Here is a 26116-nt window from a genome sequence, read left to right on the forward strand (position 1 = left end):
ATTATTTTTTATTGTTTTTTCTAAGGAGCTCATACCTCTATTTTCTTCATCCGCTTTTTTCCCTCTCTGCAGAGATACAATAATGGACACTCGGGACAATTGGGATTCCTGGCTTTACAATGATAGCGCCCAAAGAAAATCATCCGATGATGTGTGACACTCCATTCATCTCTTGGGACCTTGCGCATCAGTGTGTTTTCTACTTCTACAACACTGTCCTTCCATCTGCAGATACCTAAGCGCTTGGATACCCGTTCCACATGGGTATCCACGGCAATTGACGGTTCATTAAAAGCAACAGAAGCAACGACATTTGCTGTTTTTCTGCCGACACCGGCAAGTTTAACCAATTCGTCTTTCGTTTTCGGGACTTCCCCATTATAATTATCAATTAATGTCCGGCAAAGCTTTTGGATATTTTTTGCCTTGGACCGGTATAAACCAATAGAACGTATATCATTTTCCACTTCTTCTAATGGCACCGCAAGATAATCCTCCGGTGTTTTATATTTTTGGAACAAATCTGCTGTTACCTTGTTAACCAATTTATCTGTACATTGTGCAGAAAGCAAAACAGCAATAACTAACTCAAAGGGATTAGAATGCACAAGCTCCCCCTCTGCATCTGGAAACATTTCTGCCATGGCATCTAAACATTCTCTAATTTGTGTATTATTCAGCATAAACTCAATCTCCTTCCAGCCAATTATAATAAAAGGATGTATCTCTTTTAGGACGTGTATTGGTTTGATGATTATTATCTGATTTGCCCTGATGAAATTGCTGACTTGCTTTTCTGGCGTCCTGTACTGTGTGGATCCCTTTTTTCTTCCATTCTCTTAAAATACGGTCAATGTATTTGAAATTTAATTTGCTCATAAGTACCGATTCACGCAGCCCTGCTTTTATTAATGATGGTTCTATTCCGTCCTCATCCAGCCAGCTGTTAATAGTTTCTATTTCAAATGGCGACAAAGGTCTTCCAAATTCCTGTTCAAATAAAATAAAGATATTCCCTATGTTTTCTTCATCACGATTAACTACAGCGATATCTTCCTCATATAATTTTTCCATTAATGGTTCTAGAGAATATGATTCACTGATAGGCGTCTGCTCAGAATCATTTTTTTCAATAGACAGAAACCCTTTCTGTACTAATTTTCGCAGCATACGGGCCGCCTCTTCTTCTGAAAAACTCCCTGATTGGGCCAATTCAAAAGGGGTTGGAAAATGGTTTCCTTCATCAGCAAAACGGGTAATCTGTATGAGTAAAATAAGTTCTGTTTCATTTAGACCTAATTCGTAATAAGTTGTCAGCAATTTTTTTGATACAGTCATTTGATCTTGGATAATTTCTTGGTAATTTATTTTTTTATTCATTCTAGCACCTCAGATAACAGTATAGCATTTTTTCATAATGAAGATAGGAAAAACCCCTCGCTTACGAGCAAGGGATTTATGGATAATCATAACGTAATCCAGGGATTGCGTATTTGTAAAACAGAGGTTCCAACGCCTCTGATATGACACTTAAAGCTTTTTTAAGGGTATAAACGATTCAGCAGTCTTGGGAATGGAATCGTTTCGCGAACATGTTCTACTCCGGATAACCAGGCTACCGTTCTTTCCAGGCCTAAGCCGAATCCGCTGTGCGGAACACTGCCATATTTGCGAAGTTCCAAGTACCATGCATACGCTGGTCCAGTAAGTCCATGCTCTTCATAACGGCGCTCCATTAATTCCAGGTCATCAATACGTTGTGATCCGCCGATAATCTCTCCATAGCCTTCCGGAGCAATCAAGTCAGCACATAGCACAACATCGGAACGTTCCGGGTCCGGCTTCATATAGAAAGCCTTGATGTCTTTCGGGTAATTTGTAATGAAAACAGGCTTATCATAGCTTTCGGCAATTGCTGTTTCATGCGGCGCACCGAAATCTTCTCCCCATTCGATGTCATCGAAGCCTTTTTCCTTTAAGAATTCTACTGCATCATCATAGCTGATACGCGGGAATGGAGCTGTGATTTTCTCGAGTTTAGATGTATCTCTTTCTAATATTTTCAGTTCTAAATTACAGTTCGCTAACACAGACTGTACAATGAAGCTGACATAGTTTTCCTGTACCTGCAAGCTGTCTTCGTGGTCCATAAATGCCATTTCTGGTTCAATCATCCAAAATTCAATCAAATGCCTTCTTGTTTTTGACTTTTCTGCGCGGAACGTCGGCCCAAATGAAAATACTTTCCCTAATGCCATTGCCGCTGCTTCCATATAAAGCTGTCCGCTTTGAGATAAATAGGCTTCTTCATCGAAATATTTCGTATGGAAAAGCTCGGTTGTACCTTCAGCAGAGGAACCGGTTAAAATAGGCGGGTCCACCTTTACAAAACCGTTCGTATTAAAGAATTCATAGGTAGCCCGGATAATCTCGTTGCGAATCTTCATAACGGCGTGCTGCTTTTTAGAACGAAGCCATAAATGACGATGATCCATCAGGAATTCCGTGCCATGATTTTTTGGCGTAATCGGGTAATCTGTTGCTTCATGAATAACCTCCAGATGACTTACCTGCATTTCATAGCCGAAATCAGAGCGCGTATCTTCTACAATCTTTCCGGTAACATATAAAGATGTCTCTTGCGTCAGATTTTTAGCATCTGAGAATACTTCCTCCGAAACATCACTTTTCACAACCACACCTTGCATAAATCCGGTACCATCACGAAGCTGTAAGAAAGCAATTTTGCCGCTTGATCGTTTATTTGCCAGCCAGCCGCCAATGGTTACCTCCTCGTTTACGTGTTTCGGTGCTTCTTGAATTGTTATCTTCATCTTAAAATCCTCCAACTTGTTATTAAACGTTTCTTATTTGTTGTGTCTTTCTGCTAAAAAAGATGATTCTTTTACTGTTTTCCGGCAGCTTCATCCGCTTATGGGAACATTTTATCGTACGTGTATCTTTCTTCCAGACTCTGTCCATCAATCGAATAATAATCCATGACAAACCGATTATCTTTATCATGATACGTAATTTCCCACAGAGCCTGACCATCTTCATAGGCAGGGCTGATATCTGCAAAGCGGCATGTATCACAGCTGGATGACCAGGCATCTATGATAGCCTCTTCACTCATCATATCCTCCGTATCAATCGCAATTAATTCACGTTCCTCCCCTTCTAACGGGAGAAAAACAAGACGCTCCTCATTGTCTTCATTACTCGCATAAAATACGTGGTAATTATTTTCCCCATAGTAGCCCTGTATCGAATGAACATTTTGATAAGAGGTCTGCGATTCTATTTGATTTTTCGTGTTATCAAATCCTGCTGTCCGGCTATCGTTGATTATTTGATATAAATAAATGCTGTAGCCTATTCCGATAAGCAAGAGGACTGTGATTATAATCAATGTCCATAATACCCATCTATTTTTTGATTCCCTCATGTCATTCCATCCGTTTCTTCTAAGATTATCTTTCATCATTTACTATACCTAGATGTGCGGTTTCTGTAAACAAATACCGTTAAAAAATAACTTTGCATCAGCGGGGAGGAAATATTCCCGCTGATGAGCAGCTGTTCTTATTTATTGATGAAACCATTCTTCGGCATTACTTATCAAATGCCGTGTTGCTTCATAATGAACAGGTACGGAGGGGATGGATTCCAAAAAGTATTTCCCGTATTTAGCTGTTTTAATCCGTCCATCGCAAATAAATACAATTCCTCTGTCTTCTGAGGAACGGATTAACCGCCCAAAACCTTGTTTAAATTTAATAACTGCCTGTGGCAAGGACAGGTTCATAAACGGATTTTTTCCTTCTTCTTTCATCTGATGCGACTTCGCTTCAAAAACAGGATGGTTTGGCGGCTGAAAAGGCAGCCTTGCCATTACAAGCGCCGATAAATCCTCTCCTGGTATATCTACGCCCTCCCAGAAAGAGCTTGTTCCAAGCAGGATTGCCTGATTATAGGATTGAAAATTTTTCTTTAACCTGCTTCGGCTTCCGCTTGTCACTCCCTGGGCAATAATGACGTATTGCTGCTCTGTCATCATTTCCTTTAACAAATCATTTGCCTTTTTCAGCATGTCATAGGAGGTAAACAAGACAAGCATTCTGCCTGAAGTAATCTCTGCCAGCGACAAGATTGCTTCACATACAGCATAAACAAAATCATCAATGTTTCCATATTTAATATCTGGAAAATCAGTTGGAATCAACAATTGCACCTGTTTATCATACTGAAACGGGGAAGCAATTTGCTCTGTTAATAAATCTTGCTCAGCTACACCTAATCTTTCTTTTATAAATGTAAAGGAGCTTCCCATTGTTAATGTCGCACTGGTGAAGATGATACTCTCTTTTTGGGAGAAAAATTCTTCAGCCAGTATCGGCGCGATATCCGCCGGCTCACTGTAAAGGAATACACTATGATGCTTTCCTTTTAAATCTACTTCAGCCCATTTAATCAATGCTACCTCATTTTGTTCCTGGAACATCACTTTTAAATCTTCTATATATTTTACTAACGCATCCTGCATTTGACCGATATCTTCCAGAAATTGTTTTTCATCTCCATTGTCCACGGAATATGCATCCATTAATTGAGATAAAACTTCCAACAGCCTCTGAAAATGCATACGCAATCGTGCCGCCATATCCTGAGCAAGCTGCCAGGAATCCTGCTGATAGGTTTCCGGCTTGATACGATATTGGACTCTTCCCAAATCACTGGTTGCTTTATCGTTCTTCTGCTGTGACCTGACAAAGCGCTCAATCAGATGAAAAAGTTCGTCAATATCATACTTCGCTTCTCTGATAGCTGTATTCCATTTATGAGCTAATGCTTCTCTTTGTCCTATATCAGAAGCTTTCAGAACGGAACTGAATTGTTTATCCTCATCAGCTGTCCCTAAATAATTACATGTAAATTGCATTTGTATGTAATCCAATTTTAGCCCGTAATGATGGGATGCTGTTTCTTCAAAATGATGCGCCTCATCGATAATGGCCTTTTGATAGCTTGGTAAAAAAGCATAGTCATTAAACATATCCGTACAAAGCAAGGCGTGATTCGTAATGACAACATCAGCTTTTTGTGCCCTTCGTCTGGCCAGCTGATAATAGGAATGGTGAAACCAGGGCGATTTTGGGTTCATTGTTTTCTCTACATCAACAGAAACCTTCTGAAAGAAAATATAGCCCCCTGCTGGCAGTTGAATCTCATCAATATCCCCTGTTTCTGTCTCCGTGATCCATACAAGTAATATCGCTTTTGTCAGGACAAAATCATAATTATCCTTTGGACCGTAATCAAGCTCATAAAGAAACTTCTCTAAATTTAAGTAATGATTTTTTCCTTTCATTAAAGCCACTTTAAAAGGGCTTGTGATAATTTTCCTTAATAAAGGAATTTCTTCTTCCAGCAGCTGGCTCTGCAATTGAGTTGTATACGTGCTGATGACGAGGCGTTCACGTTGGTTAACAGCCTGGTAAACAGCTGGCAATAAATAAGCTAAAGATTTTCCTGTGCCGGTGCCCGCTTCGATAAACGCATGTTTTTTTGCAGAAAAGGCATCATAAATCGTCTCTGACATTTGCCGCTGCCCTTTCCTTGGCTCATAGGAAGAAAAGGCTCTCGAAAGCGATCCCTGCTCTTCATAAACGGCATCTAAGTATTCTCCGAACGATATGTCTATCTGCGCATCAGATTTCATCTCTTTTTCAGACATACGAAAAGCAAGACCCTGATAATGCTTTATTTGCTTATCCGGATGCTCTCGGAATGCTATTTCTTCCAGGCGGTTATCCAGGATAGCCGCTAAGTCGGATTGCAGTTTTTCTTCGAGATTTTTTAGTTTAAATAACGTTTCATATGGGAGATGATCTAATTTCTCTTTTAACTTCATAAATAGCTTTGCCGTTACATACGCATCTGATAAAGCACGGTGCGGATCGTCATGATGCAGCTCGAAATGCGCAGCCAGATGACTCAATTTATAACTGGATATACTCGGGAATAATATTCTCGACAGCTCCACTGTGTCCAGAACCTGATTTTTTAATTCGGGATAACCGTTCGACGTTAATTCCATATTGAGAAAGCCGACATCAAAGGCGGCATTATGTGCAACAATATAACTGTCCTTTAAAATCCGGGTGATTTCTTCCGCTTCATCGCTAAATAACGGGGCGTCCTTTACTTCTCCATCATGAATCCCTGTCAGATGAGAAATAAATGGAGGGATAGGCTGATTCGGATTTAATAAGGTCGTCTTTGTTTCTTTAATTTCATCATTTTCAATCGCAACCATGCCTATCTCAATTATTTTTCCCGACTTTGACGGAGAATTTCCGGTCGTTTCCAGGTCAATCACAACATATCGCAACAGATCACCTCCAATCTAATTTTTATTTTTTCTAGCGGTCAAACCATGTGATTTCAGCAGAATAGAGCGTTACAGGACTGCCTTCCGCTGATTCCACAATCAGGGCTCCTTCGTCAGTAATCCCTAAAAATCGGCCGGTCCACTCTTCATGAAATGTTTTGATTTTAATATTTTCATCTATTTTAAAGGCATGTTCTTCCCATTCCGATTTAATAGCTTTAAAACCATAGTTTAAATACATCTCATATGTATTTTCAAAATGCTTTAATATTGTCTGAACGATTTTAATCTTATCCCAGCTGTTCCCGGACTCTCTTTTTAAGGAGGTTGCAATATCCCGAATGGAAGCATCCCAGCTCGCTTCATCCTGATTCACATTTAAGCCGATACCAATTAAAACATAATTGATTCGGTCTTGCTCTCCCTGCATTTCTGTTAAAATACCGCAGAGTTTTTTATCTCCGATCAATAAATCATTCGGCCATTTGATACCGATGGGTAATCCGGTCAGCTGATGGAGTGCTTTTCTTAAAGCAACTGCTGTTAACAGCGTCAGTTCGGAAGCTTTATTTGGTGGAATAGGCGGTCTGAGCAGGAGGGTCGCCCATAAACCTTCTTTATCCGAAAACCAATTCTTTTTCATTCTTCCTCTGCCTGCTGTCTGTTCCTCTGCAATGATGATCGTGCCATCCGGAGCATTGTCCCGTGCTGCTTCGTGTCCAATGATTTGAGTCGACGGTGTTGCCTCTTTATGAATAATATGATGCCCCATCCATTTTGTTTCCAAACCCCAGCGGATCGTATTACTGCTGACTTTATCCGGAAACGAAACAATCCGGTAGCCCTGACTTCTTTTCGCATCAATATGATAGCCATCACTTTCCAAATCCTTCATATGCTTCCAGATTGCATTCCGGGAAATGCCTAATTGTTCAGAGAGCGCTTGGCCAGAGATGTAGCTCATTTTATTTTCGGATAATAGTTTGATTAATCTTGAACGGGTAGATTCCATTGTATCCAGTCCTTTATTTTCGATTTTTCATTTGCCAGCTTGGAGGTAACAATTTGATATTCTATTGCATCTAATTGCTGCTTTATCCATTTACCTTTTGGACGTTCAGGAAACCATTTCATTAAATCATATCCATTCACGCAAAGCTCTTTTTTAGATAAAATAGGAAGCTTCTTCCGGATAGAATAAAATACTTCTATATCGATGATTTTCTTATCTGTCTGTTTTACTAAGTATATGAAAAAGTCCCACTGTTTCCTTGGCAGCTGATAGACAAACCAGGCATCTATTCCATTCTCTTTATAGCGATGATATGCATCTACAAGCGTGTTTGCTTGCTGCTTTAATTGATTGGAACATTTATAGGCCTTGGTACAGTCTGCTGCTGTGATAGACTCACTATTTAGCTCGACAAAGGCAAAAACAGGAGCAAGCGAAGCAACAGGTTCTATTTCCTTTAACAGCAGCGGAGTGTCTTTAAAAATAGGCAGGTGGTGATAGAGCTCTAATTCAAAAATATACTCCACTGCTTTGCTAAAATAAGCACCAGCACATAATTTTTCTAATTCAACGGTTAACCGTTCCACTGCTAATTTATCTATTAATGCTCTGCAGCTTTTCATAGCTTCTTTTGTATTAACTTCAATGGAAAACCCTAGTTGGCTGGAAAAACGCAGCGCACGGATAATGCGCAAAGCATCCTCTTTGAACCGGTCTGCTGCATCACCTACCGTCTGGATTCGTCTGCCGGCAATGTCCTCTCTTCCTCCAAAAGGGTCTAATACCTTGCCATTGGCATCCATGGCAATGGCATTCATGGTAAAATCTCTGCGTTTTAAGTCTTCTTTTATATCGCGGACAAAATGAACTTCATCCGGCCGGCGGTGATCTGTATAGGTCCCTTCTGTCCGGTAAGTAGTTACTTCAAAAGATTCCTGTTCATACCGGACAATCACAGTACCATGCTCGATTCCCACCGGGATGACCTTCGGGAAAATTGCTTGTATTTCCGAAGGGAAAGCTGATGATGCAATATCTACATCATGAATAGGACGGCCGATAATATAATCGCGTACACAGCCGCCGACGAAGTATGCTTCGTAATGATGCTCTTCTATGATGGAAATTATGTTTGCTGCCTTATGGAAAATAGATGGTAGCATGCTTCTAGCCTCTTTTCCCTTCTTCTAAAACCTTGTCGTATAAAGCTTCATATTGGTTAACAATCTTTGCGGATGCAAAATGATTCCGCACATGCTCGATAGCTGCTTCTGAAAATTGGTGTTGCTTCTCCGGATCTGATAAAAGCTCAATAGCGTATGATGCAGCCTGTTCGATATCTCCAAGCTCTACAATATACCCTGTTTTATCATGGGTCAATACTTCAGGAATACCGCCGACATTGGTTCCAATCCCAGCCACGCCGCAAGCCATCGCTTCTAATAATACTAGCCCGAAGCTCTCTTTTTCAGACATAAGCAGCATTACATCTGCCATTGCCAGTATATCACTGACATTATTTTGTTTCCCCAGAAAATGTACTTCTGTTTTCAGCCCTAATTCATTAACATGCTGAACCATATCTGAATATTCCGGGCCGTCACCAATTAATAATAATTTGGAAGGAATGCTTTCATTAACTATTTTAAAGGTATCTATGATATCTTGGACCCGTTTTACCTTCCGAAAGTTCGAGATATGAATCATAATTTTGTCAGAAGCATTTATCTGAAATTGGCTGCGCAGCTCCGCCCCTTTTTGGGGGTAGTATTCATTTTCATTAATAAAGTTATAAATTACATCCATTTCTTTCTGGATATCCAGCATGTCTACAGTTTGTTTACGCAAGCTTTCTGAAACAACGGTAACTGCATCGGATTGTTCGATACCATGACGGATAATAGGCTTTAACGTGTTATCTATGCCCAGTATAGTAATATCTGTTCCATGTAAGGTAGTGACAATTTTTACAGGGTGCTTCGCCATATCTCTTGCTAAAATACCGCAAATAGCATGCGGCATCGCATAATGAACATGAAGAATATCCAATTTTTCGCGGTCGATCACCTCTGCCATCTTGGCAGCTAAAGCTAAATCATAAGGCGGATATTGAAATACAGGGTAATGACTCATCTCTACCTGATGATAATACACATTCACATACACTTTTTCTAAACGAAAGGGCATACTGGAGGTGATAAAATGTATTTCATGACCCTTTTCCGCTAATTTCTTACCTAATTCTGTAGCGATTACTCCTGAACCGCCAATGGTTGGATAGCATGTAATTCCTATTTTCTTCACAATTCCCCTTCTTTCTTAATCTTCCTTCACGATTTCTCTCCACTGAAAATCGCCCCGATTCAGCCCGTGCATGAAAATTTCCCCGCCGGCAATATTGGTCGCTAAAGGAATTTGATACACATCACATAACCGCATTAACGCGCTGATATCAGGCTCATGCGGCTGGGCAGTCAACGGATCCCGAAAGAAAATAACCATGTCCATTTTATTCTCTGCAATCATACTGCCTATCTGCTGATCGCCGCCAAGCGGACCAGATTTAAAACGATGGACCGAAAGACCTGTTGACTCCATAATCCGGGTCCCTGTTGTTCCTGTAGCAAATAAGTGATGATTCTTTAGTACATGTGTATAAGCAGTTGTAAACTCGACCATATCTTCTTTTTTCTTATCGTGCGCAATTAATGCAACATTCATGACGGCTCCCCCTTTATTTATATCTGTTATTTCTTATAAAATATTTTCTAAACCATAAATAAGCTCGTCCAAATCCATGACCTGGTGGACACATTCTTTGATGCCGTCCATAAAGGAGGCTCTGTTCATCGAATCATGCTGGATGGTTAACGTTTGTCCGGCGCCGCCAAACACCACTTCCTGATGAGCTACCAGACCAGGGAGACGCATACTGTGAATACGCATGCCATCAAAATCTCCCCCGCGGACACCTTTAATGGTTTCTTCTTCATCGGCATGACCTTGCTTTTTCGATTTTCTGGATTCCTGAATAAGCTCCGCGGTTTTCTTCGCCGTACCGGATGGCGCGTCCAATTTTTGATCATGATGCTTTTCAATGATTTCCACATCCGGAAAATAGGCAGCTGCCATTTTTGCAAATTTCATCATTAACACAGCTCCGATAGCAAAATTAGGCGCAATAATACACCCGGTTTGTTTTTCTTTTGTCAGCTGTTTTAACTCTTCTAACTGCTCATTTGTATATCCTGTAGTTCCTACCACTGGACGAATGCCATGATTCAAAGCTGCTTTTGTATGTTTATAACCGACTTCAGGTATCGTTAAATCAACAAATACATCAGCCTGCTGCTCAGAAAAGCATTTTTCGATGTCTGTGTAGATTGGGGCATTAAAATCACCTGAAAAGCCTTCTAAATCACTTAATTTCTTTCCGTCATTTTTATGGTCTAAACAAGCGGTCAATTCAAAATCAGCTGTGTCATAAATCATATGGACTGCTTCTTTTCCCATTCTTCCTCTCGGACCTGCTACGATTATTTTAATTGCCATGATTATTTTCCTCCTCTTTTCTTGTCCAGCGATTTTTATCTCTTGTTTCAAATTTTTGCATCGATTTCTCGAAGGAATCCGACAAATCAAAATCCAGCGAGTTAGCTAAACAGGCCAATACAAAAAGCATATCGCCGACTTCTTCCTCCACTGTATTTTCTTTCTCTTCTGCTTTCTTTGGCTTCTCACCATGGTAATGATTAATTTCTCTTGCTAATTCTCCTGTCTCCTCAGATAATCTTGCCATCAAAGCAAGCGGAGAGAAATATCCTTCCTTAAATTGAGATATGTATTGATCCACACGTTTTTGGACATCTTTTAATGTATGGCTGGTATTCTCCATTTCTGACACCTCTTTAAAATCAATATACTTTTTTTCTCTTCTTTCATGTTAGCTAAAAGCAAGGATTTTGACAACTAATTGGTACAGTATGCGGATTGTTACTTGATTTTATATTGGCTATAATAGATATTGGCTATAAACAAGCTGTAAATACTAGGAATTGCATACATAGGCACACCGTCAGCTTTACGGTTGAAACGTGAACATAAGGAGGCATAATAAGTTGAAGGTTCGAGTAAAAAATATTGTATTTATTTTAATAGGAGCAGCCATCTTTTCCTTTGGACTTGTCCATTTTAATATGCAGCACAATCTAGGAGAAGGCGGTTTTACAGGTATCACCCTGCTGCTTTTCTTCTTATGGGATATCGACCCGGCAATCTCGAATATTGTCCTTAATATTCCGGTATTTTTTATTGGATGGAAAATACTAGGCAGGAATGCGTTTGTCTATACCATGGTTGGAACTTTATCCGTGTCTCTTTTTCTCTGGATTTTTCAAATCTATCAGATTCAAATTGGATTAGAGGATGATATGACACTTGTCGCTTTATTTGCAGGTGTGTTTATCGGTATTGGATTAGGAATTATTTTCCGCTTTGGCGGGACAACCGGCGGAGTGGATATTATCGCTCGCATCATTAACAAATTCACTTCTTGGAGTATCGGAAAAGCGATGTTTGTCTTTGACTTTCTTGTGATTATCACTTCTATTCTGACATTCCTTGAGCTGTCTGAAGGAATGTACACTCTGCTGGCTGTATTTGTTGGCGCGCGGGTGATTGATTTTATTCAGGAAGGCGCATACGCTGCAAAAGGAGCATTTATCATCTCAAATCAAAGTGAAGAAATCGCAGAACAGATTATGGAAAAAATGGAACGGGGCGTGACAATTTTAAATGGTCAGGGGAGCTTTTCCAAAGAGAAAAGGAATGTGCTCTACTGTGTAGTCGCACGAAATGAAATTGTCCGGATGAAAAACATCATTAATCAGACAGACCCTTCTGCCTTTGTTTCGATGACAACCGTGCATGAGGTGATGGGAGAAGGTTTCACATTGGATGAGAATAAAAAGCCGTTAAATGATTAGGCAAGATAAAAAGGAGCTTAGGAAATTATCCTTAGCTCCTTTCTCTTACATAGCTGAATGATTGGCTAATAAGAAATACACTACGTTTTCCGTGGGCCCCGAGCTCATCTCCTTCAAAGAAGACCTGCTGATTGGCAAGCCTATAGGCATAGACAGAAGTAAAGTCACACTTATGCCCTGTGGGTAGAAAAAAGGAGTTCGCTTTTTTCTGCGGGGTCTTCACACTGGGATTGCGATTACTTGCCCCATCAAAACCATCGCTAGAATTTGTGTTATTTCTTTGTAAAAAAGCAAATAAAAATGTAATTCCACATAGATGGGAGCGGATGTTGTCGACTCCTGCGGGAAAAGCAGCAGGTGAAGCCCCCGCAGAAAGTGGGCTTCTTTCGAGAAGGCTGAACGTTGCCAGCGAAAAGCGGCTTCCCGGAGCGGACATCTGCCCGGCAAGAATACCAATATTTTAAAGAACTAGTGATTTTTTTGGTTTTATTTATATTTATTCCTTAGCTAAAAAAAGATGACCCCTTTCGGATCATCTTTTTTTACATATCAGTCTCTATTTGCCGCAAAGATAAGAATAAAGCGGATAAGCTCAGCAACGGCAACCAATGCTGCAGCAACATAGGTCATTGCGGCGGCATTTAATACTTTTTTTGTTTCCCGTTCTTCATTGTTACGGATAATACCCGCTGAAACCATCTGGGTCATCGCCCGATTTGAAGCATCAAACTCAACTGGCAGTGTCACTAATTGGAAAAGCACTGCAGCTGCGAAGAAGATAATTCCAAGAAGCAGCATATTACTTGCTTGCATAAGCATACCCGCAATGATTAAGAACATAGAAATATTAGAGCCGAAGTTTGCTACTGGAACTAAAGCACTTCGAAAGCGTAAAAATGCATACTCTTCCTGATCCTGGATCGCGTGGCCTACTTCATGTGCTGCGATAGCAGAAGAAGCCATCGATCTGCCGTTGTAATTATTTTCAGAAAGGTTTACTTGCTTTTTACGTGGATCATAATGATCTGTTAATTCCCCTTTAACCATTCCAATCTGTACATCATGCAAACCATTATCATCTAAAATTTTCCTGGCAACGTCTGCGCCCGTCATTCCGGAAGATGTTGGTTTTTTAGAGTACTTTGTATACGTGCTTTTTACTTTTCCTGATGCAAGCATCGGTACAATCATTAATAAGACAAAATAAATCAAATAAGCGACCATTTCTTAATACCCCCATTACTGTATCATAAGGTCAATTTTAGTCAGTATCTCTATTTTAGTCAACTGATTTGTCGTTTTTGCGGACCGGCTTATTCCCTGCATTTTCCCCTTTGTATTTTTTCCAACTTACATAAGATAATGTAACAATAATGCAACCGCCTACAATTATGACACCTAAAATAAACGGAGACGGCGCTAAGCTGTTATAGTAAATGTTTCCTGATGGAATAGAGGCAGCATGAACATCGTTTGCATGGTAAAACATCCCTATGAATCCGATTGTCATCACACGAAGCAGTTTCTCTGCCATAGAGATCACCTCTGATCTTTTGATGTATATTCTAAGTTTATGATGAGAGGCGACTTGGTATGACGGTCAGGTTTTTCTGATTAGTAAGAATAGATGAAATAGTAACATAAATACTTTGGAAATAGCTATATCTTGCCCGAAATTCTGAGGGCTCTAACTTCAGGAAGCTTCTTATATATGCCGTTGTTTCTTGTGAACCGTCAGGTAATAAGCAAGCAGAACAGACACCACGCTTAACCAAAATGTAAAATAACCAATTTCATTCATATACTCTGTTAAATCGGAATAAATAGGCATTTGGCCAAAGACATAATCAATAATATCATTATGTAACACAACAATCCCGGCAAGTGTTAAATGCCGCAGCTTTATTTTGTAATACGGTGCATAAAGCAATCCTTGAATAGCCATTCCTAAATGGGATGCAATCAGCATGTAGCCTGCTTCGCCAATATTTCCACCAGTTGCCACGGTTAATAAATTCATAACGACGGCCCAGACGCCGTATTTAAATAAAGAAACAATTGCTAATGCCTCGATGTAGGGTATGTTTTTCCCAAAAATAAAAAACAACAGGAAAATCGTAAAGAACAGACTGGCTGTCGGACTGTCCGGGACAAACGGAATAAATATCGGCGGAGTTATTTCTAATTGTGATCCATACCAGTAATAACCATAGATGGTCCCCAGGAAATTTATCATGAAAAGCAGGATCAAAAATTTTTTATCTAATAATATGTATGACAGCATTTTCAATTCAATTTCTCCCTTCTGTCATTATCATCAATAGAGAAAGCACCTTTGCCTTATTGTGGACAAAGGTGCTTCTGACTATTCTTTATTCTGCTGCTGCTTCATTGGTTTCAATGATAAAATCTGCTAATTGTTCCAGTTCTTCATCCGTTCCTTGGAACTGATCGGCAGGCATGGAACCAATACCATTGACAGCAATATCCATAATTTCTTCTTTGGTGTGCTCATTTCCTCCGACTAACGCAGGACCTGCTCCACCTTCCAATTCTCCGCCATGACAGCTTAGACAGCTTGTTTCATACGCTGCAAATCCAGGGTGACTCTCATCAACAATAGATTCGCCTGGAGGAATTGGTTTGTTTTGCTCGGCACGCTCTTCCCAGTCAACTGGTGCTGCAGAAGTATACGTTAACCAAATAACGGACGCTAGTCCTAAAAGCATCATCCCAACAGCAATTGGACGGTGACGCGGACGGCGCCCAGGACCGTTGTCCAAGAATGGAGCAAGGAATAGCGCTCCAAACCCAATTCCCGGAATAACAAGAATTCCAAGAATAATCCAATTACCACTTGCAAATTGATACTTTAATAATTCATACAAGAATAAGAAATACCAGTCTGGCAGCGGGATATATGCTGCATCTGTCGGATCAGCCATTCCTTCAAGCGGAGATGGGTGTGCCAACACCAAGCATAAAAACCCTACAAGGAAAACTGCTCCGGCCAACCATTCTTTTAATAAAAAGTTGGGCCAAAAAGCTTCTGTTCTACCAGGATACTCGGAATAATCTTTTGGTACTTTTGATGTTCTTTCCGCTGTGATCCGAGAATCACCAACGAATTTCATACCTTTACCCTTATGCATTGGTTGCCCTCCTTTTTATAGTGGTCCGGAAATACCTTGTCTACGGATTAAGATAAAGTGAATTGCTAATAATGCAAACAATGCTCCCGGTAAAAAGAAGACATGGATTGCAAAGAAACGTGTCAGGGTTTGTGCACCAACAATAGTAGCATCCCCAGCTAGAAGCGTTTTAAGAGCTTCTCCAATAAATGGTACTTGTTCCGCGATTTCTAGTCCCACTTGAGTCGCAAAGTACGCTTTGTTGTCCCAAGGAAGCAGGTAGCCTGTAAAGCCTAGTCCCAGAATAACAAAGAAGATAAGAACTCCTACCATCCAGTTAAGCTCACGAGGTTTTTTATATGCCCCTTGGAAAAATACCCGTAAAGTATGTAATAATAGCATTACGACAACGACACTAGCGCCCCAGTGATGCATACCGCGGACAATTTGAGCATGTGCTACTTCTGTCTGCAGGTAGTAAACAGATTGCCATGCGTTTTCAATATCCGGCACATAATACATTGTTAAAAACATACCGGAAAGAATTTGGATTACTACTACAAAGAATGTTAATCCGCCAAAACAGTATACAAATGCGGAAAAGTGATGCGCTGGATTAACGTGCTCTGGAACCTCGTGATCGGCAATATCTCGCCATATTGGCGTAATATCAATGCGATCATCGATCCAATCATAAATCTTCTGTAACATTGTTTATTACGCCTCCTCATGTGGTCTAATATTACCTAGGAACAGCATGCCATCCCTTTCTTCCTGTTCATAAACATCAAGCGGTTGCAATGGCGGTGTTCCAGGAACATTCACCCCATTCTTGTAATAACGACCATTGTGGCAAGGACAGAAGTACTCCTCTGGATAGTCGTCATTTCCTTCCCAAGAAACAAAACAACCTAAATGTTTACAAACTGGGGAAAAGGCAACAATTTCGTCATCATCATTTCGATATACCCAGGCTGTTTGATTTACTTCTGATTCATACCAGCCATCTACCTGATCGACAGTCCAATCGACACGCTGTGGATCAGAAGTGATTTCAGAAACTTCTAGTCCAACATTTGCAAAATCTCCGCCTTCACCGGACTTCAATACAGGATCGATTGCCATCCGAACAGGTGATATCAGCAAACCGGCAGCCATAAAGCCCCCTACGCCTGTAAGCGTATAATTTAAAAATTGTCTGCGGGATATATCGCGTTTTTCATCACTCATGGTTTTCCCCCCCTCTGTGTTCAAATAGTCACGGACATTTTTAAGATAAAATCAGATTACTAGGACACTAATAATGATAGCGTAAACTATTGGTTCGGTCAATATATATCCTAGGTTAACTGTAAATGTTTTGATAATTTTGTTTTACTCTACCAAAAGGACTTGACTAATTCTGCTGTTTGCATAGTCTGGTCTCTTATCATGTCTTTTATTGCAGCTGGTTCGGCATCTTTTAAAGGAATAGTTGGAAGCCAAATAAATTCTCCTTCTAAATCATTGGCTATTTTTCGCCAAGACGGATCAAAGCTGATATAGAGCACCTGTTTAAAAGGCTGTTCGTTAAAATGAGCTGTCCACTGATTTAATCGCTCTGCCTCTTCGGACCTCTCTGCCGAGTTGATGTATGTATAAGTCGGAGTAAGCATAATTCTGCCCATTAATTCTTTCTCCAGCTCTCTGGCAAAAAGCGTTAAAATCTCATACTGATCTGCATTTTTAGCAGTAGCATCTAAAGCACCAATTTGAAAAGGTGCTAACGGTACAATCACTGTATCAATATACTCCTTCGCTTGTTCATATTTCTGCAAATCAACCCTTGTCCATTTCATAAACAATCCTCCCTTCCAAAATACTTGCCTATATTGTAACAATTTTTCACACATATAGGAAAGGATAAATTGTCAGCAAATACAACTGATAGACAGACTGGCCCAGGCCATGACAAACACGATCTCTTTTTCGCGATTCCAGGCTTATTTGCCAATCTTTCTTATTCTATCCATGATGAATAATATTTAATCTATTTGTTACAAATTCAATTTTCACACCTAAGAATAAGCATATATATCTTGCTATTCCCGGATGAATATGTTCTCCATTACATGCTTACTTTTTGATTAAATATCCGGCCTTTTTGGAATTGGTGATGGTCCATAGCTCCTGCAACCAACCACTCCGCTTTCCGACATACAAATGTTTTCGATGGGACGAGTAATCGCAGTCCCAGGACGTCGGAAAGCAAAACGGACCGCCGTAACTCCTGTTTCTATGGAAATGAAGTTACTTTTTAATGTATGAAACTTGAGTTACGAAAAAAACAACCCATAAAAATATAGGTTGCTTTTAAACATTATCATTTGATTTATACGTTTTTAAGCTTAATCTTTATGATTTATTCAGCAGTTTCTCTAACTCTTTTGTCAGCTCTAAAAATTTCGTATGATTTCCCGAATCTAAAGCCTCATCAATCGCTTCCCGCAAACGTTCCTGTTTTTGATTAATCAGGAGCTGATCCAATAATTCAGATGTGGTCTGTTTGTCATCTTTTGTTAAATAGTAATCATCCGGCAAGAATGGGTTTTCTTCTAATACAGCAGCATAATAAGCGCTTTGGTTTGCCTGATGAAAATTTAATTGGATAAATAACGCTTCCTGTTTGTTTAACCGGATGTCATGAAAAGTTTTCTCTGCGTCCGTTGTTACCAGATGATTTTTGTAAAATCGAAATGGTATTTTCTCTGAACAGCGACTGGAAATCATTACGCCTCTAGGACAATACTTTACATCTCTAACAAAATGCACATGTTCTAAAATATCCATATGGTTTACTAAGTAATTAAGTATCCATACACTTTCCCGTTTTTTTAAGCGGTAATGGTTTAAAAACCACTGGATGAAGTCCTTCTTATCTTTTGCAGTTACAGATGATAGCATTCCGCTCTCCCCTCTCTCCTCTCTAAAAGCTAGACATGTCACCTACAATAAATCTTGTTCCAAGCGTTCCACATGCTCACGCACATCTTCATCAATAGGCTGCTGGCCGAGATATGCTTTCAGGACTGGAATGGCTTCTTGCAGTCTTCCTTCCTCGGTCAGGAAATAGCCATACTCTTTTAAAAAGTCGCTGTCATGCTGTAAACTAGTATATGCTTCCTGGTAGCTATTTAATGCATCACCAAACGATTCTATTTCAACATAAGCTTTGGCCAGTTCCCAATCATAGAGTGCATCCTCTGCACCAGAGTTTTTAATACTTTGGATTAATTCAACAATCTCATCAAATGCTTCTCTTGCTTTAAGCAGTTCAATCAAAAATAAGACAGCTTCCTTATAATCCGGCTCTAAAGCGATAGCCTGCCTGACATACTCTTCACTTTCCGCATTTCTCCCTAATTGGTGAGCAATATCTCCAGCCAGGAAATAGAGTTCTTTTTGATAGGAGTCTCTTTCCAAACCTTGTTCCGCAACTTTATAAGCTTCTTCCAGCGTCCCTTGTTCCTTATATACATTGGCAAGCTGGGTATACGCCGCATAATAGTCTTGATCGATTTCCAACACATGCTCCCAAGCTTTTATAGCGATGTCATTACGATCAGCCTGATGGGCGGTGATTCCATATTTAAATAAATTATCCGGTTCCGGGTCTTCCTCTTCTTTGTAAAATTCAAGTGCTTTCTCATATTCACCAGCAGCAGCATATGCTTCTCCAAGCCGGTCTTCTATAGCAACATTCCCTATTTCTTTTGCTTTCGCATAGACGCGCTCATAGTAGTTGATAGCCTTTAGGTATTCGCCGATAGAAAAGAATAATTCTCCGAGCGCAAAGTCAATAACGCTCTCTTGAGGGTCGATATGTTTTGCTTCCAACAGCTTTTGCTCCGAAACTTCAAATAATCCCTGAGCCTGATATAAATCCGCAAGCTGGATCAACGCCTGAACATATCCTTCATCTTCTTCCGGAATTTCATTTAATATCGTAATCGCCAGCTCATCTTCTTCGGATTCAATAAAAATATCAGATAAGGTAAGCTTCAGCGACGTTTCTTCAGGATATTTTTCAATCAATTGTTCGAGGATGGTTCTAGATTCAATTAGAAATCCCCACTGCAGGTATAGTTCAGCTATTTGAAACAGAGAATCATCATCTGCGTTTTTTTGGTAATCACTTAATAATGCTAACGCCTTTTCTGTTTCATTTTTTTCAGCCAGTTCGATTGCTTGTTGAATGGTGTTCATTTAAAAGAACCCCTCTCTTTTTGTGTTTCTTTTGCTTCCAATTTATCATACAAAAAAGATAGCTACAGTTCAAATAACTAGAACTGTAGCCAGAATTTAAATATACGAAAATGTTATTGCAAAATTGCTTCCAGGTCATCAAAAAATGTCGGATACGATATATTGATACTGTCTTTTTCATCCATTTTTACCGGGCTTTCTGATACGAGCGCTGCGATAACACCCATCATGGCAATCCGGTGATCCATATAGGAGGAAATGGTGCCGCCTGTTAGACGGGTTGGTCCTTCAATAATCATTCCGTCCTCGGTCGGTGTGATATTTGCTCCCAGTGTTGTTAAATTTTGACACACAGCTTCAATGCGGTCTGTTTCTTTTACCTTCAGTTCTTCGGCGTCCTTGATTACCGTTTTTCCTTCTGCCTGTGTTGCCAGCAAGGCAAGTATTGGAATTTCATCAATCAGGCGGGGGATGACTTCCCCTTCTACTGTCGTCCCTTTTAAGGCAGTATATTTAATGGTTAAATCACCAATTTTTTCACCGCCTGTAGTGCGCTCATTAGAAACAGTAATAGCTGCCCCCATTTGCTTGACTACATCTAAAATGCCCGTCCGGGACGCATTTAAACCGACGTTCTTTAACGTAACTGTACTTCCGGGCACAATTGCTCCGGCAGCTAAAAAGAAAGCAGCTGAGGAAATGTCGCCGGGGACTTCCACGTCACAAGCTGTCAGCTTCCCTTTGTTTGTAACGACAATTCCTTCTTCCTTCTGCTTTAAATCAGCACCAAAGGCTTGAAGCATAACTTCTGTATGGTTTCTTGTTTCAGTGTCTTCTTGTACGACAGTTTTTCCTTCTGCAACCAAGCCTGCCAATAAAACAGCTGATTTTACTTGAGCGCTTTTCACCGGAAGGCGGTAGGTAATTCCTTTTAAGGCGCCTCCATGAACGGTAATCGGGAGATATTTTCCATCTTCCTGCCCATGAATTGCAGCACCCATTTCTCTTAATGGCGTAACCACACGATCCATCGGACGCTTTGTAAGAGAAGCATCCCCAAAAATCTTCGTTTCAAATGGCAGTCCAGATAATAGACCCAGCATTAATCTGGTCGTGGTCCCTGAATTACCAAAATCGAATGCTCCAGCAGGCTTTTTTAATCCTTCTAACCCATTCCCATGAACGAGTACGGAGCTTCCTTCTTTTTCAATCTGTACTCCCATCTCCCGAAAAGCATCAATCGTTCTGTGACAATCCTCTCCGTCAAGGAAATTTGATATTTTTGTAATTCCATGTGAAATACTCCCGAAAATAATAGAACGATGTGATATCGACTTATCTCCAGGAACGATAACTTCACCTTCTAATCTTGGTGAGGTGTATTCAAATTGAAAATGCGACAATACGTTCTCCTCCTTGCCGTTAAGATTGGATCATCGTTTCAAATCCACGTTGTTTTAATATCTTCTGACCGGCTTCTTGCGCTTCTTTTGTGTAAAAGCTCAAGCGCAGTGCACCAGTAATTCCTTCCCGTACTTCAAGGATTTCAATGTTTTTAATACTTAATGATGCATTTGCCAGAATAAGCGCCACTTCAGCTATGGCACCCGGCTGGTCTGCAATATCAACGATAACATCGTAGAACGCCGGAATTGCACCGCGTCCGCCTTCATTTAATCCATCACGGTAATTTTTGGCGCTGTCTAAATACGTAATAACCTCTTCTTTTTCATTATCTTCAATCAGCTTTTTCAGCTGCTCCATTTCAACAATCCAATCATCCAGCATGGCAGACATTTTCGATTGATTGTGATAAAAAATATCCTGCCACATCACCGGGTTACTGGAGGCAATCCGGGTAATATCCCGAAATCCGCCTGCTGCAAGCTTCGGAAGGTAGGAGTGTTTTTTCTCCCATTTTCTCGCCTGATGGACAAGTGATGATGCTATAAGATGCGGAAAGTGAGAAATAACTCCTGTCATTTCGTCATGTTCATCAGATTGCAATACAACAAAGTTGCTTTTGGTTGCAGATAAAACGTCTCTTAATGTATCTACATTCTCCTCAGTTGCATTATCAAGAGGGGATAAAACATAAATGGCATTCTCAAATAAATGTTCCTTCGCCGCTTCAATCCCTTTCTTATGGGATCCCGCCATTGGATGCCCGCCGATAAAACGGATGGCTTTATTGCTTAAACCATTTGCAGCAATAAGTACAGAACCTTTTACAGACGCTGTATCAGAGACAATCACATCTTTTTCGAAAGGAATGTCATCCAGTCTGGAAACAAGCTGAATCGTCTCTGAAATAGGTGCAGAAATAATAATAATATCCGCCTTTAATGCAGCTTCTTCAAAAGTGGTAAAAGCTTCATCAATGATACCATGATTCGAAGCAAAATGGAGTGTATTTTCGTTTACATCAAAACCGATTATGTAATGTTCGGACTCTTTTCTAATCGCTTTAGCAATGGACCCGCCTATGAGGCCGAGTCCAGCTATCAATACCTGCTGCTTTTTCATACATTCACCTTACCTAATTTAATTGTTCTTGATAATCTCTTAGTACGTTCTCCAATACCTTCATATCCTCTTCTTTTCCAATCGTAACACGAATGGTATTTGGAATACCTAATAATTCTCCAGGTCGGACAATAAAACCATGCTTGATTAAATAATCAAAAGCATCCATTCCGCTTTCCGGTGTTTTCACAAGTAAGAAATTCGCTTCTGATTCATAATAATCCCAGCCGATGGAAGTTAAAAAGGATTGAAATTGCTTTAATACTTTTTTATTTTTCTGATACGTATGCTGAATAAAATCCTGGTCTGAAAAGGCAATAACAGCAGCCTGCTGTGCTGCAGACGTTGTATTAAACGGACCACGGACCTTATCTAAGGTTTCCACAATCAATGGATCGGCGATTCCATAGCCAATACGCAGTCCTGCCAGTCCATAAGCTTTTGAAAATGTACGTAAAACAATCAGGTTTGGATATTTATCCAACAGTTTCAGAGCATTTAAATCCTTCTCAGGCTGCAAAAATTCAACATATGCCTCATCTAAAGCAATAAGTACATCTGAAGGGCATTTATTTAAAAAGTCCTCCAGCTCTTCTTTGGAAAGCGCAGTGCCTGTTGGATTGTTCGGTGTACAAATCCAGATAATTTTTGTATTATCCTGAACCGAGTCAAGCATCTTATCAAGCGGATGACTTCCATCCTCATTTACAGGATGCTCTATGATTTCTGCACCTTCGATTAAAGCATAATGCTTATATTGCGGGAATGTCGGTGTTGCCATAATAACCTGATCCCCTACAGTAAGATAAGAACGGCAAAGCATCTGAATAATTTCCTCCGAACCGCTTCCGAAAATAAGCGATTCCGGTCTTACATTTAATTTTTCGCTGATCAGATAGCGGAGTTCAGATGTATAGCCGTCCGGATAGATATTAAATACAGGCTCATTTATCTGGAAGACTTCCTTCACTTTATCTGAAAATCCATAAGGATTCTCATTAGAAGCCAATTTAACGATATAATCAAGACCGAATTCTTCTTGAATATCCTTTGTCTGCTTTCCTTGTTTATATGGACTAAGCTGTTTTAATACTTCTTTGCTTCTCATTACTTAACTATCCTTTCTTTCTAAAAGATCCGGACGCAGCTTTACAGCCTCTCTTTGAAATGTATGCTCAACCTCTTTTTGCTGTTTATCGGTATTGACAATCATCATAATTCGAATACATTTGGGCAGGCTGCCGGGGACATCGATTTCCTGCATACACATAACTGGGACATATTTCCATCCCTCAATGTCACGTAAGGCTTTCGCAGGGAATGCTGCGTTCACGTCCTTTGTCACTGAAATAAAAGCATGGGAAACGTCCTCTGCCTGAATATTATTTTTCTCTGCCATTTCCTGAACCAGTGCCCTGGTATGTTCAATAATTTCATTTGCTTCGTTATTTTCTACGGTTGTAGCACCGCGCACGCCTCTTGTCATAGCTTGTTCATCCTCTCTATATATGTTCTGATATAAGCCTCCACAGAGGAATCATCTAAGTTTGCGACAGTCGGCTCGCCCACTTGGTTCAGTAATACCATCTGAATATGTCCGGAAACGGACTTTTTATCTGCCTTCATGCTTTTGACGAGCTCGGCGATACGCTTTTCTTCTATGTCGATAACAGGATATTCATTTATTTTCATCCAATGGTGCAGTTCATGAAAAGGGAGCTCTTCCCCTGACATATCCTCGCTTACATGAAGCGCAAATAGCATTCCATTCGCAACGGCCTCTCCATGAGTTACCGTTCCATACCCCAATCTAGCTTCTAACGCATGTCCCAATGTATGACCGAGGTTTAAATATTTCCGGACACCAGATTCTCTTTCATCATCTTCTACGATAGCTGCTTTTACTTTTATACCAGCCTCTAAATGATTTTCCAGCTGCGCAGTGGTAACCTGCTGTAAAGACAGCGACAATAATTCTTCTGTCAGATGAATATCAGAAATAAATCCTTCTTTTAAAATTTCAGCATAGCCACTCCGAATTTCACGGTATGGTAAAGATGCCAGTGTTTCTGTGTCATATAAAACAGCTGCCGGAGGATAGAAACAGCCAATCAGATTTTTACCGGATTCATGATTGATAGCTACTTTGCCGCCCACACTGCTGTCATGTGCTAAAATAGTCGTCGGCATTTGAATATAATCGATTCCACGCATAAAGGTTGCAGCAACAAATCCGCCTAAATCACCTATAACACCGCCGCCCAAAGCAATGATGAGCGATTTACGATCTAAACCGCTCTCGATTGCCTTTGTCTGCAATTTGTAATATTGATCCATGTTTTTAGAAGCTTCCCCGGCTGGAACAATGTAAGAATAAACGTGTTGTCCCTCCAGGCTGCTTACAACATCCTGTAAATATTTATCAGCTATTTTATCGTCTGTTATCACCAAAATAGAGCTGTATTCCTTCTTTAACCACTTCTTTACGTGAAACCGTAATCCAGCTTCCATCACAATAGGATAGCTACGCTGGCTGGACTGGATTGTTAATTGTTTCATTTAGAAGCACCTGATTTCTTCTCTGTACTGATCAATTGCCTGTTTTAATTGCGGGAATCGGTCACTTGAAAATTGTTCTGTGACGGCTTTTGCAATTTCAAACGCGACAACATGCTCCATCACCACAGAAGCTGCCGGTACTGCACAAGCATCGGACCTTTCCACTGTTGCTTTAAATGGTTCTTTGGATTCAATATCCACACTTTGTAATGGGCGCTTCATCAATGTAGGTATAGGCTTCATTACCCCGCGAACAATGATTGGCATCCCTGTACTCATTCCGCCTTCCAAACCGCCAAGACGATTCGTTGTCCGATGATATCCATCTTCTTCATTCCATGCGATTTCATCATGTACTTCGCTGCCGTTTAAGCGGGCTGCTTCAAAACCGATTCCAAATTCCACACCTTTAAAAGCATTAATGCTGACAACACTCGCTGCAATTTTGCTATCCAGCTTTCGATCATAATGCACATAAGAACCGATTCCGGCAGGCAGGCCCTCTACATAAACCTCACAGATACCGCCGATAGAGTCGCCAACTTTTTTCGCTTCATCTATTGCATCCATCATTGGCTGTTCCACATTAGAATCTAATACCATTACAGGAGAATCCCCAGAAATTTCAGCGCGTTCTTTCGCTGTTAAATCATTTTTTTCTTCTGCCCGAATCCCTGCGATTTCTTTCACATATCCAGTAACATAGATACCCAATTGCTCTAAAAGTGATTTTGCCACTGCACCTGCAGCAACTCGAGCGCCCGTTTCTCTTGCAGAAGAGCGTTCTAATACATTACGCATATCACGATGCCCATATTTCAGACCGCCATTTAAATCTGCATGTCCCGGACGAGGTTTTGTTACGACTCTGCGCAGTTTGGCTCCGTCCTCCAGCGGATCTGCTCCCATAATATCTGTCCAATGCTTAAAATCATCATTATGTATCACCAGTGACACAGGAGATCCCAATGTATATCCGTGACGTACTCCGCTTGTAATATCTACCGTATCTTTTTCAATTTGCATTCTCTTGCCTCTGCCATGCCCGCCTTGTCTTCTGCGCAGGCTCTCATTAATATCTTCTGCCTTTAATTCCATCTGTGAAGGCAGGCCCTCGATAATTGTCGTTAATTGTTTTCCATGTGATTCTCCAGCTGTTAAGTAGCGCACTACACATTCTCCTTTATCTTTATAAAGCTATTAAAATAAGATACGTATAAACGTTGTTATTATCCATACATTTTGCAATATGAACATGTCATAT

At 40.3% G+C, this 26116-nt stretch carries 27 protein-coding genes; 1 reads left to right on the plus strand and 26 read right to left on the minus strand.

The genetic code is table 11. The annotated features are described in order from the left end of the window. Window positions 1–29: 29 nt before the first annotated feature. The 11 genes from nth to MKY45_RS12320 all read right to left on the minus strand — a co-directional run bounded on the left by nth (window position 30) and on the right by MKY45_RS12320 (window position 11301). Window positions 30–683, minus strand: coding sequence for an endonuclease III (gene nth, locus MKY45_RS12270; protein ID WP_042534096.1), 654 nt, complete (start codon window positions 681–683; stop codon window positions 30–32). A 4-nt stretch (window positions 684–687) separates the two neighbouring features. Beyond that, entirely contained in the window at window positions 688–1380 is a 693-nt protein-coding gene (locus tag MKY45_RS12275) for a DnaD domain-containing protein (RefSeq protein ID WP_193062174.1), read from the minus strand. Window positions 1381–1541: 161 nt separating this feature from the next. Further along, window positions 1542–2834 (minus strand): asparagine--tRNA ligase, encoded by a 1293-nt coding sequence (gene asnS, locus MKY45_RS12280; protein ID WP_042534100.1) that lies wholly within the window; start codon window positions 2832–2834, stop codon window positions 1542–1544. Window positions 2835–2932: 98 nt separating this feature from the next. Then, complete coding sequence (locus tag MKY45_RS12285) at window positions 2933–3448, minus strand: hypothetical protein (protein WP_042534101.1); 516 nt, start codon at window positions 3446–3448, stop codon at window positions 2933–2935. A gap of 141 nt (window positions 3449–3589) precedes the next feature. Continuing rightward, complete coding sequence (dinG, locus tag MKY45_RS12290) at window positions 3590–6394, minus strand: ATP-dependent DNA helicase DinG (protein WP_341172985.1); 2805 nt, start codon at window positions 6392–6394, stop codon at window positions 3590–3592. Between the two features lie 31 nt (window positions 6395–6425). Next, the gene (locus MKY45_RS12295; protein WP_193062175.1) at window positions 6426–7406 is read right to left on the minus strand and encodes a biotin--[acetyl-CoA-carboxylase] ligase; all 981 of its coding nucleotides are present in this window, start codon (window positions 7404–7406) and stop codon (window positions 6426–6428) included. Then, window positions 7382–8569 (minus strand): CCA tRNA nucleotidyltransferase, encoded by a 1188-nt coding sequence (locus tag MKY45_RS12300; RefSeq protein ID WP_042534106.1) that lies wholly within the window; start codon window positions 8567–8569, stop codon window positions 7382–7384. The genes MKY45_RS12295 and MKY45_RS12300 overlap by 25 nt, the downstream gene beginning before the upstream one ends. A gap of 4 nt (window positions 8570–8573) precedes the next feature. After that, a complete protein-coding gene (bshA, locus tag MKY45_RS12305; protein WP_042534107.1) occupies window positions 8574–9710 on the minus strand; it encodes an N-acetyl-alpha-D-glucosaminyl L-malate synthase BshA in 1137 nt (378 codons plus the stop codon). A 15-nt stretch (window positions 9711–9725) separates the two neighbouring features. Continuing rightward, window positions 9726–10127 carry a methylglyoxal synthase gene (locus MKY45_RS12310; protein ID WP_042534109.1) on the minus strand — a complete coding sequence of 134 codons (402 nt, stop codon included), beginning with the start codon at window positions 10125–10127 and terminating at the stop codon, window positions 9726–9728. Window positions 10128–10160: 33 nt separating this feature from the next. Beyond that, the gene (gene dapB / locus MKY45_RS12315) at window positions 10161–10958 is read right to left on the minus strand and encodes a 4-hydroxy-tetrahydrodipicolinate reductase (RefSeq protein ID WP_193062176.1); all 798 of its coding nucleotides are present in this window, start codon (window positions 10956–10958) and stop codon (window positions 10161–10163) included. Next, entirely contained in the window at window positions 10948–11301 is a 354-nt protein-coding gene (locus MKY45_RS12320; RefSeq protein WP_042534113.1) for a nucleotide pyrophosphohydrolase, read from the minus strand. Before MKY45_RS12320 ends, dapB begins: the two co-directional genes overlap by 11 nt. Before the next feature lie 223 nt (window positions 11302–11524). Between MKY45_RS12320 and MKY45_RS12325 the strand changes: the two genes are divergently transcribed. Continuing rightward, window positions 11525–12391: a YitT family protein gene (locus MKY45_RS12325; protein WP_042534115.1), complete on the plus strand. Its 867-nt coding sequence runs from the start codon at window positions 11525–11527 to the stop codon at window positions 12389–12391. Between the two features lie 549 nt (window positions 12392–12940). Here MKY45_RS12325 and MKY45_RS12330 read toward each other — a convergent pair. The 15 genes from MKY45_RS12330 to aroC all read right to left on the minus strand — a co-directional run bounded on the left by MKY45_RS12330 (window position 12941) and on the right by aroC (window position 26022). Continuing rightward, window positions 12941–13615: a zinc metallopeptidase gene (locus MKY45_RS12330; protein WP_042534117.1), complete on the minus strand. Its 675-nt coding sequence runs from the start codon at window positions 13613–13615 to the stop codon at window positions 12941–12943. 55 nt (window positions 13616–13670) lie between these two features. Beyond that, window positions 13671–13925: a sporulation protein YpjB gene (locus MKY45_RS12335; protein ID WP_042534119.1), complete on the minus strand. Its 255-nt coding sequence runs from the start codon at window positions 13923–13925 to the stop codon at window positions 13671–13673. Between the two features lie 171 nt (window positions 13926–14096). Then, window positions 14097–14675 (minus strand): DUF1405 domain-containing protein, encoded by a 579-nt coding sequence (locus tag MKY45_RS12340; RefSeq protein WP_042536273.1) that lies wholly within the window; start codon window positions 14673–14675, stop codon window positions 14097–14099. A gap of 88 nt (window positions 14676–14763) precedes the next feature. After that, entirely contained in the window at window positions 14764–15543 is a 780-nt protein-coding gene (locus MKY45_RS12345) for a menaquinol-cytochrome c reductase cytochrome b/c subunit (protein ID WP_042534122.1), read from the minus strand. 15 nt (window positions 15544–15558) lie between these two features. Next, the gene (gene qcrB, locus MKY45_RS12350) at window positions 15559–16233 is read right to left on the minus strand and encodes a menaquinol-cytochrome c reductase cytochrome b subunit (RefSeq protein ID WP_040981375.1); all 675 of its coding nucleotides are present in this window, start codon (window positions 16231–16233) and stop codon (window positions 15559–15561) included. A 6-nt stretch (window positions 16234–16239) separates the two neighbouring features. Further along, window positions 16240–16752: a QcrA and Rieske domain-containing protein gene (locus tag MKY45_RS12355; RefSeq protein ID WP_042534127.1), complete on the minus strand. Its 513-nt coding sequence runs from the start codon at window positions 16750–16752 to the stop codon at window positions 16240–16242. Window positions 16753–16901: 149 nt separating this feature from the next. Next, window positions 16902–17360, minus strand: coding sequence for a DUF2487 family protein (locus tag MKY45_RS12360; protein ID WP_042534130.1), 459 nt, complete (start codon window positions 17358–17360; stop codon window positions 16902–16904). Window positions 17361–17916: 556 nt separating this feature from the next. Beyond that, window positions 17917–18465 (minus strand): ReoY family proteolytic degradation factor, encoded by a 549-nt coding sequence (locus tag MKY45_RS12365; RefSeq protein WP_042534132.1) that lies wholly within the window; start codon window positions 18463–18465, stop codon window positions 17917–17919. A 42-nt stretch (window positions 18466–18507) separates the two neighbouring features. Continuing rightward, window positions 18508–19767 carry a tetratricopeptide repeat protein gene (locus MKY45_RS12370; protein ID WP_042534134.1) on the minus strand — a complete coding sequence of 420 codons (1260 nt, stop codon included), beginning with the start codon at window positions 19765–19767 and terminating at the stop codon, window positions 18508–18510. A 113-nt stretch (window positions 19768–19880) separates the two neighbouring features. Beyond that, entirely contained in the window at window positions 19881–21170 is a 1290-nt protein-coding gene (gene aroA / locus MKY45_RS12375; protein WP_341172986.1) for a 3-phosphoshikimate 1-carboxyvinyltransferase, read from the minus strand. Between the two features lie 19 nt (window positions 21171–21189). Next, window positions 21190–22293 (minus strand): prephenate dehydrogenase, encoded by a 1104-nt coding sequence (locus MKY45_RS12380; RefSeq protein WP_042534138.1) that lies wholly within the window; start codon window positions 22291–22293, stop codon window positions 21190–21192. Window positions 22294–22306: 13 nt separating this feature from the next. Continuing rightward, entirely contained in the window at window positions 22307–23401 is a 1095-nt protein-coding gene (hisC, locus tag MKY45_RS12385) for a histidinol-phosphate transaminase (protein ID WP_042534140.1), read from the minus strand. Between the two features lie 3 nt (window positions 23402–23404). Further along, complete coding sequence (gene aroH, locus MKY45_RS12390; RefSeq protein WP_042534142.1) at window positions 23405–23779, minus strand: chorismate mutase; 375 nt, start codon at window positions 23777–23779, stop codon at window positions 23405–23407. Continuing rightward, window positions 23776–24852 carry a 3-dehydroquinate synthase gene (gene aroB / locus MKY45_RS12395; protein WP_256704717.1) on the minus strand — a complete coding sequence of 359 codons (1077 nt, stop codon included), beginning with the start codon at window positions 24850–24852 and terminating at the stop codon, window positions 23776–23778. Before aroB ends, aroH begins: the two co-directional genes overlap by 4 nt. Further along, the gene (gene aroC, locus MKY45_RS12400; protein ID WP_042534146.1) at window positions 24853–26022 is read right to left on the minus strand and encodes a chorismate synthase; all 1170 of its coding nucleotides are present in this window, start codon (window positions 26020–26022) and stop codon (window positions 24853–24855) included. Window positions 26023–26116: the final 94 nt, after the last annotated feature.

Source organism: Oceanobacillus sp. FSL K6-0251 (assembly GCF_038004725.1).
Taxonomy (GTDB): domain Bacteria; phylum Bacillota; class Bacilli; order Bacillales; family Amphibacillaceae; genus Oceanobacillus; species Oceanobacillus oncorhynchi.

Coding starts and splice junctions, on each gene's coding strand:
- nth (WP_042534096.1), bottom strand. CDS start 683: ATGCTGAATAATACACAAATTAGAGAATGTTTAGATGCCATGGCAGAA.
- MKY45_RS12275 (WP_193062174.1), bottom strand. CDS start 1,380: ATGAATAAAAAAATAAATTACCAAGAAATTATCCAAGATCAAATGACT.
- asnS (WP_042534100.1), bottom strand. CDS start 2,834: ATGAAGATAACAATTCAAGAAGCACCGAAACACGTAAACGAGGAGGTA.
- MKY45_RS12285 (WP_042534101.1), bottom strand. CDS start 3,448: ATGAGGGAATCAAAAAATAGATGGGTATTATGGACATTGATTATAATC.
- MKY45_RS12295 (WP_193062175.1), bottom strand. CDS start 7,406: ATGGAATCTACCCGTTCAAGATTAATCAAACTATTATCCGAAAATAAA.
- MKY45_RS12300 (WP_042534106.1), bottom strand. CDS start 8,569: ATGCTACCATCTATTTTCCATAAGGCAGCAAACATAATTTCCATCATA.
- MKY45_RS12310 (WP_042534109.1), bottom strand. CDS start 10,127: ATGAATGTTGCATTAATTGCGCACGATAAGAAAAAAGAAGATATGGTC.
- dapB (WP_193062176.1), bottom strand. CDS start 10,958: ATGGCAATTAAAATAATCGTAGCAGGTCCGAGAGGAAGAATGGGAAAA.
- MKY45_RS12320 (WP_042534113.1), bottom strand. CDS start 11,301: ATGGAGAATACCAGCCATACATTAAAAGATGTCCAAAAACGTGTGGAT.
- MKY45_RS12330 (WP_042534117.1), bottom strand. CDS start 13,615: ATGGTCGCTTATTTGATTTATTTTGTCTTATTAATGATTGTACCGATG.
- MKY45_RS12335 (WP_042534119.1), bottom strand. CDS start 13,925: ATGGCAGAGAAACTGCTTCGTGTGATGACAATCGGATTCATAGGGATG.
- MKY45_RS12340 (WP_042536273.1), bottom strand. CDS start 14,675: ATGCTGTCATACATATTATTAGATAAAAAATTTTTGATCCTGCTTTTC.
- MKY45_RS12345 (WP_042534122.1), bottom strand. CDS start 15,543: ATGCATAAGGGTAAAGGTATGAAATTCGTTGGTGATTCTCGGATCACA.
- qcrB (WP_040981375.1), bottom strand. CDS start 16,233: ATGTTACAGAAGATTTATGATTGGATCGATGATCGCATTGATATTACG.
- MKY45_RS12355 (WP_042534127.1), bottom strand. CDS start 16,752: ATGAGTGATGAAAAACGCGATATATCCCGCAGACAATTTTTAAATTAT.
- MKY45_RS12360 (WP_042534130.1), bottom strand. CDS start 17,360: ATGAAATGGACAAGGGTTGATTTGCAGAAATATGAACAAGCGAAGGAG.
- MKY45_RS12365 (WP_042534132.1), bottom strand. CDS start 18,465: ATGCTATCATCTGTAACTGCAAAAGATAAGAAGGACTTCATCCAGTGG.
- MKY45_RS12370 (WP_042534134.1), bottom strand. CDS start 19,767: ATGAACACCATTCAACAAGCAATCGAACTGGCTGAAAAAAATGAAACA.
- MKY45_RS12380 (WP_042534138.1), bottom strand. CDS start 22,293: ATGAAAAAGCAGCAGGTATTGATAGCTGGACTCGGCCTCATAGGCGGG.
- hisC (WP_042534140.1), bottom strand. CDS start 23,401: ATGAGAAGCAAAGAAGTATTAAAACAGCTTAGTCCATATAAACAAGGA.
- aroH (WP_042534142.1), bottom strand. CDS start 23,779: ATGACAAGAGGCGTGCGCGGTGCTACAACCGTAGAAAATAACGAAGCA.
- aroB (WP_256704717.1), bottom strand. CDS start 24,852: ATGAAACAATTAACAATCCAGTCCAGCCAGCGTAGCTATCCTATTGTG.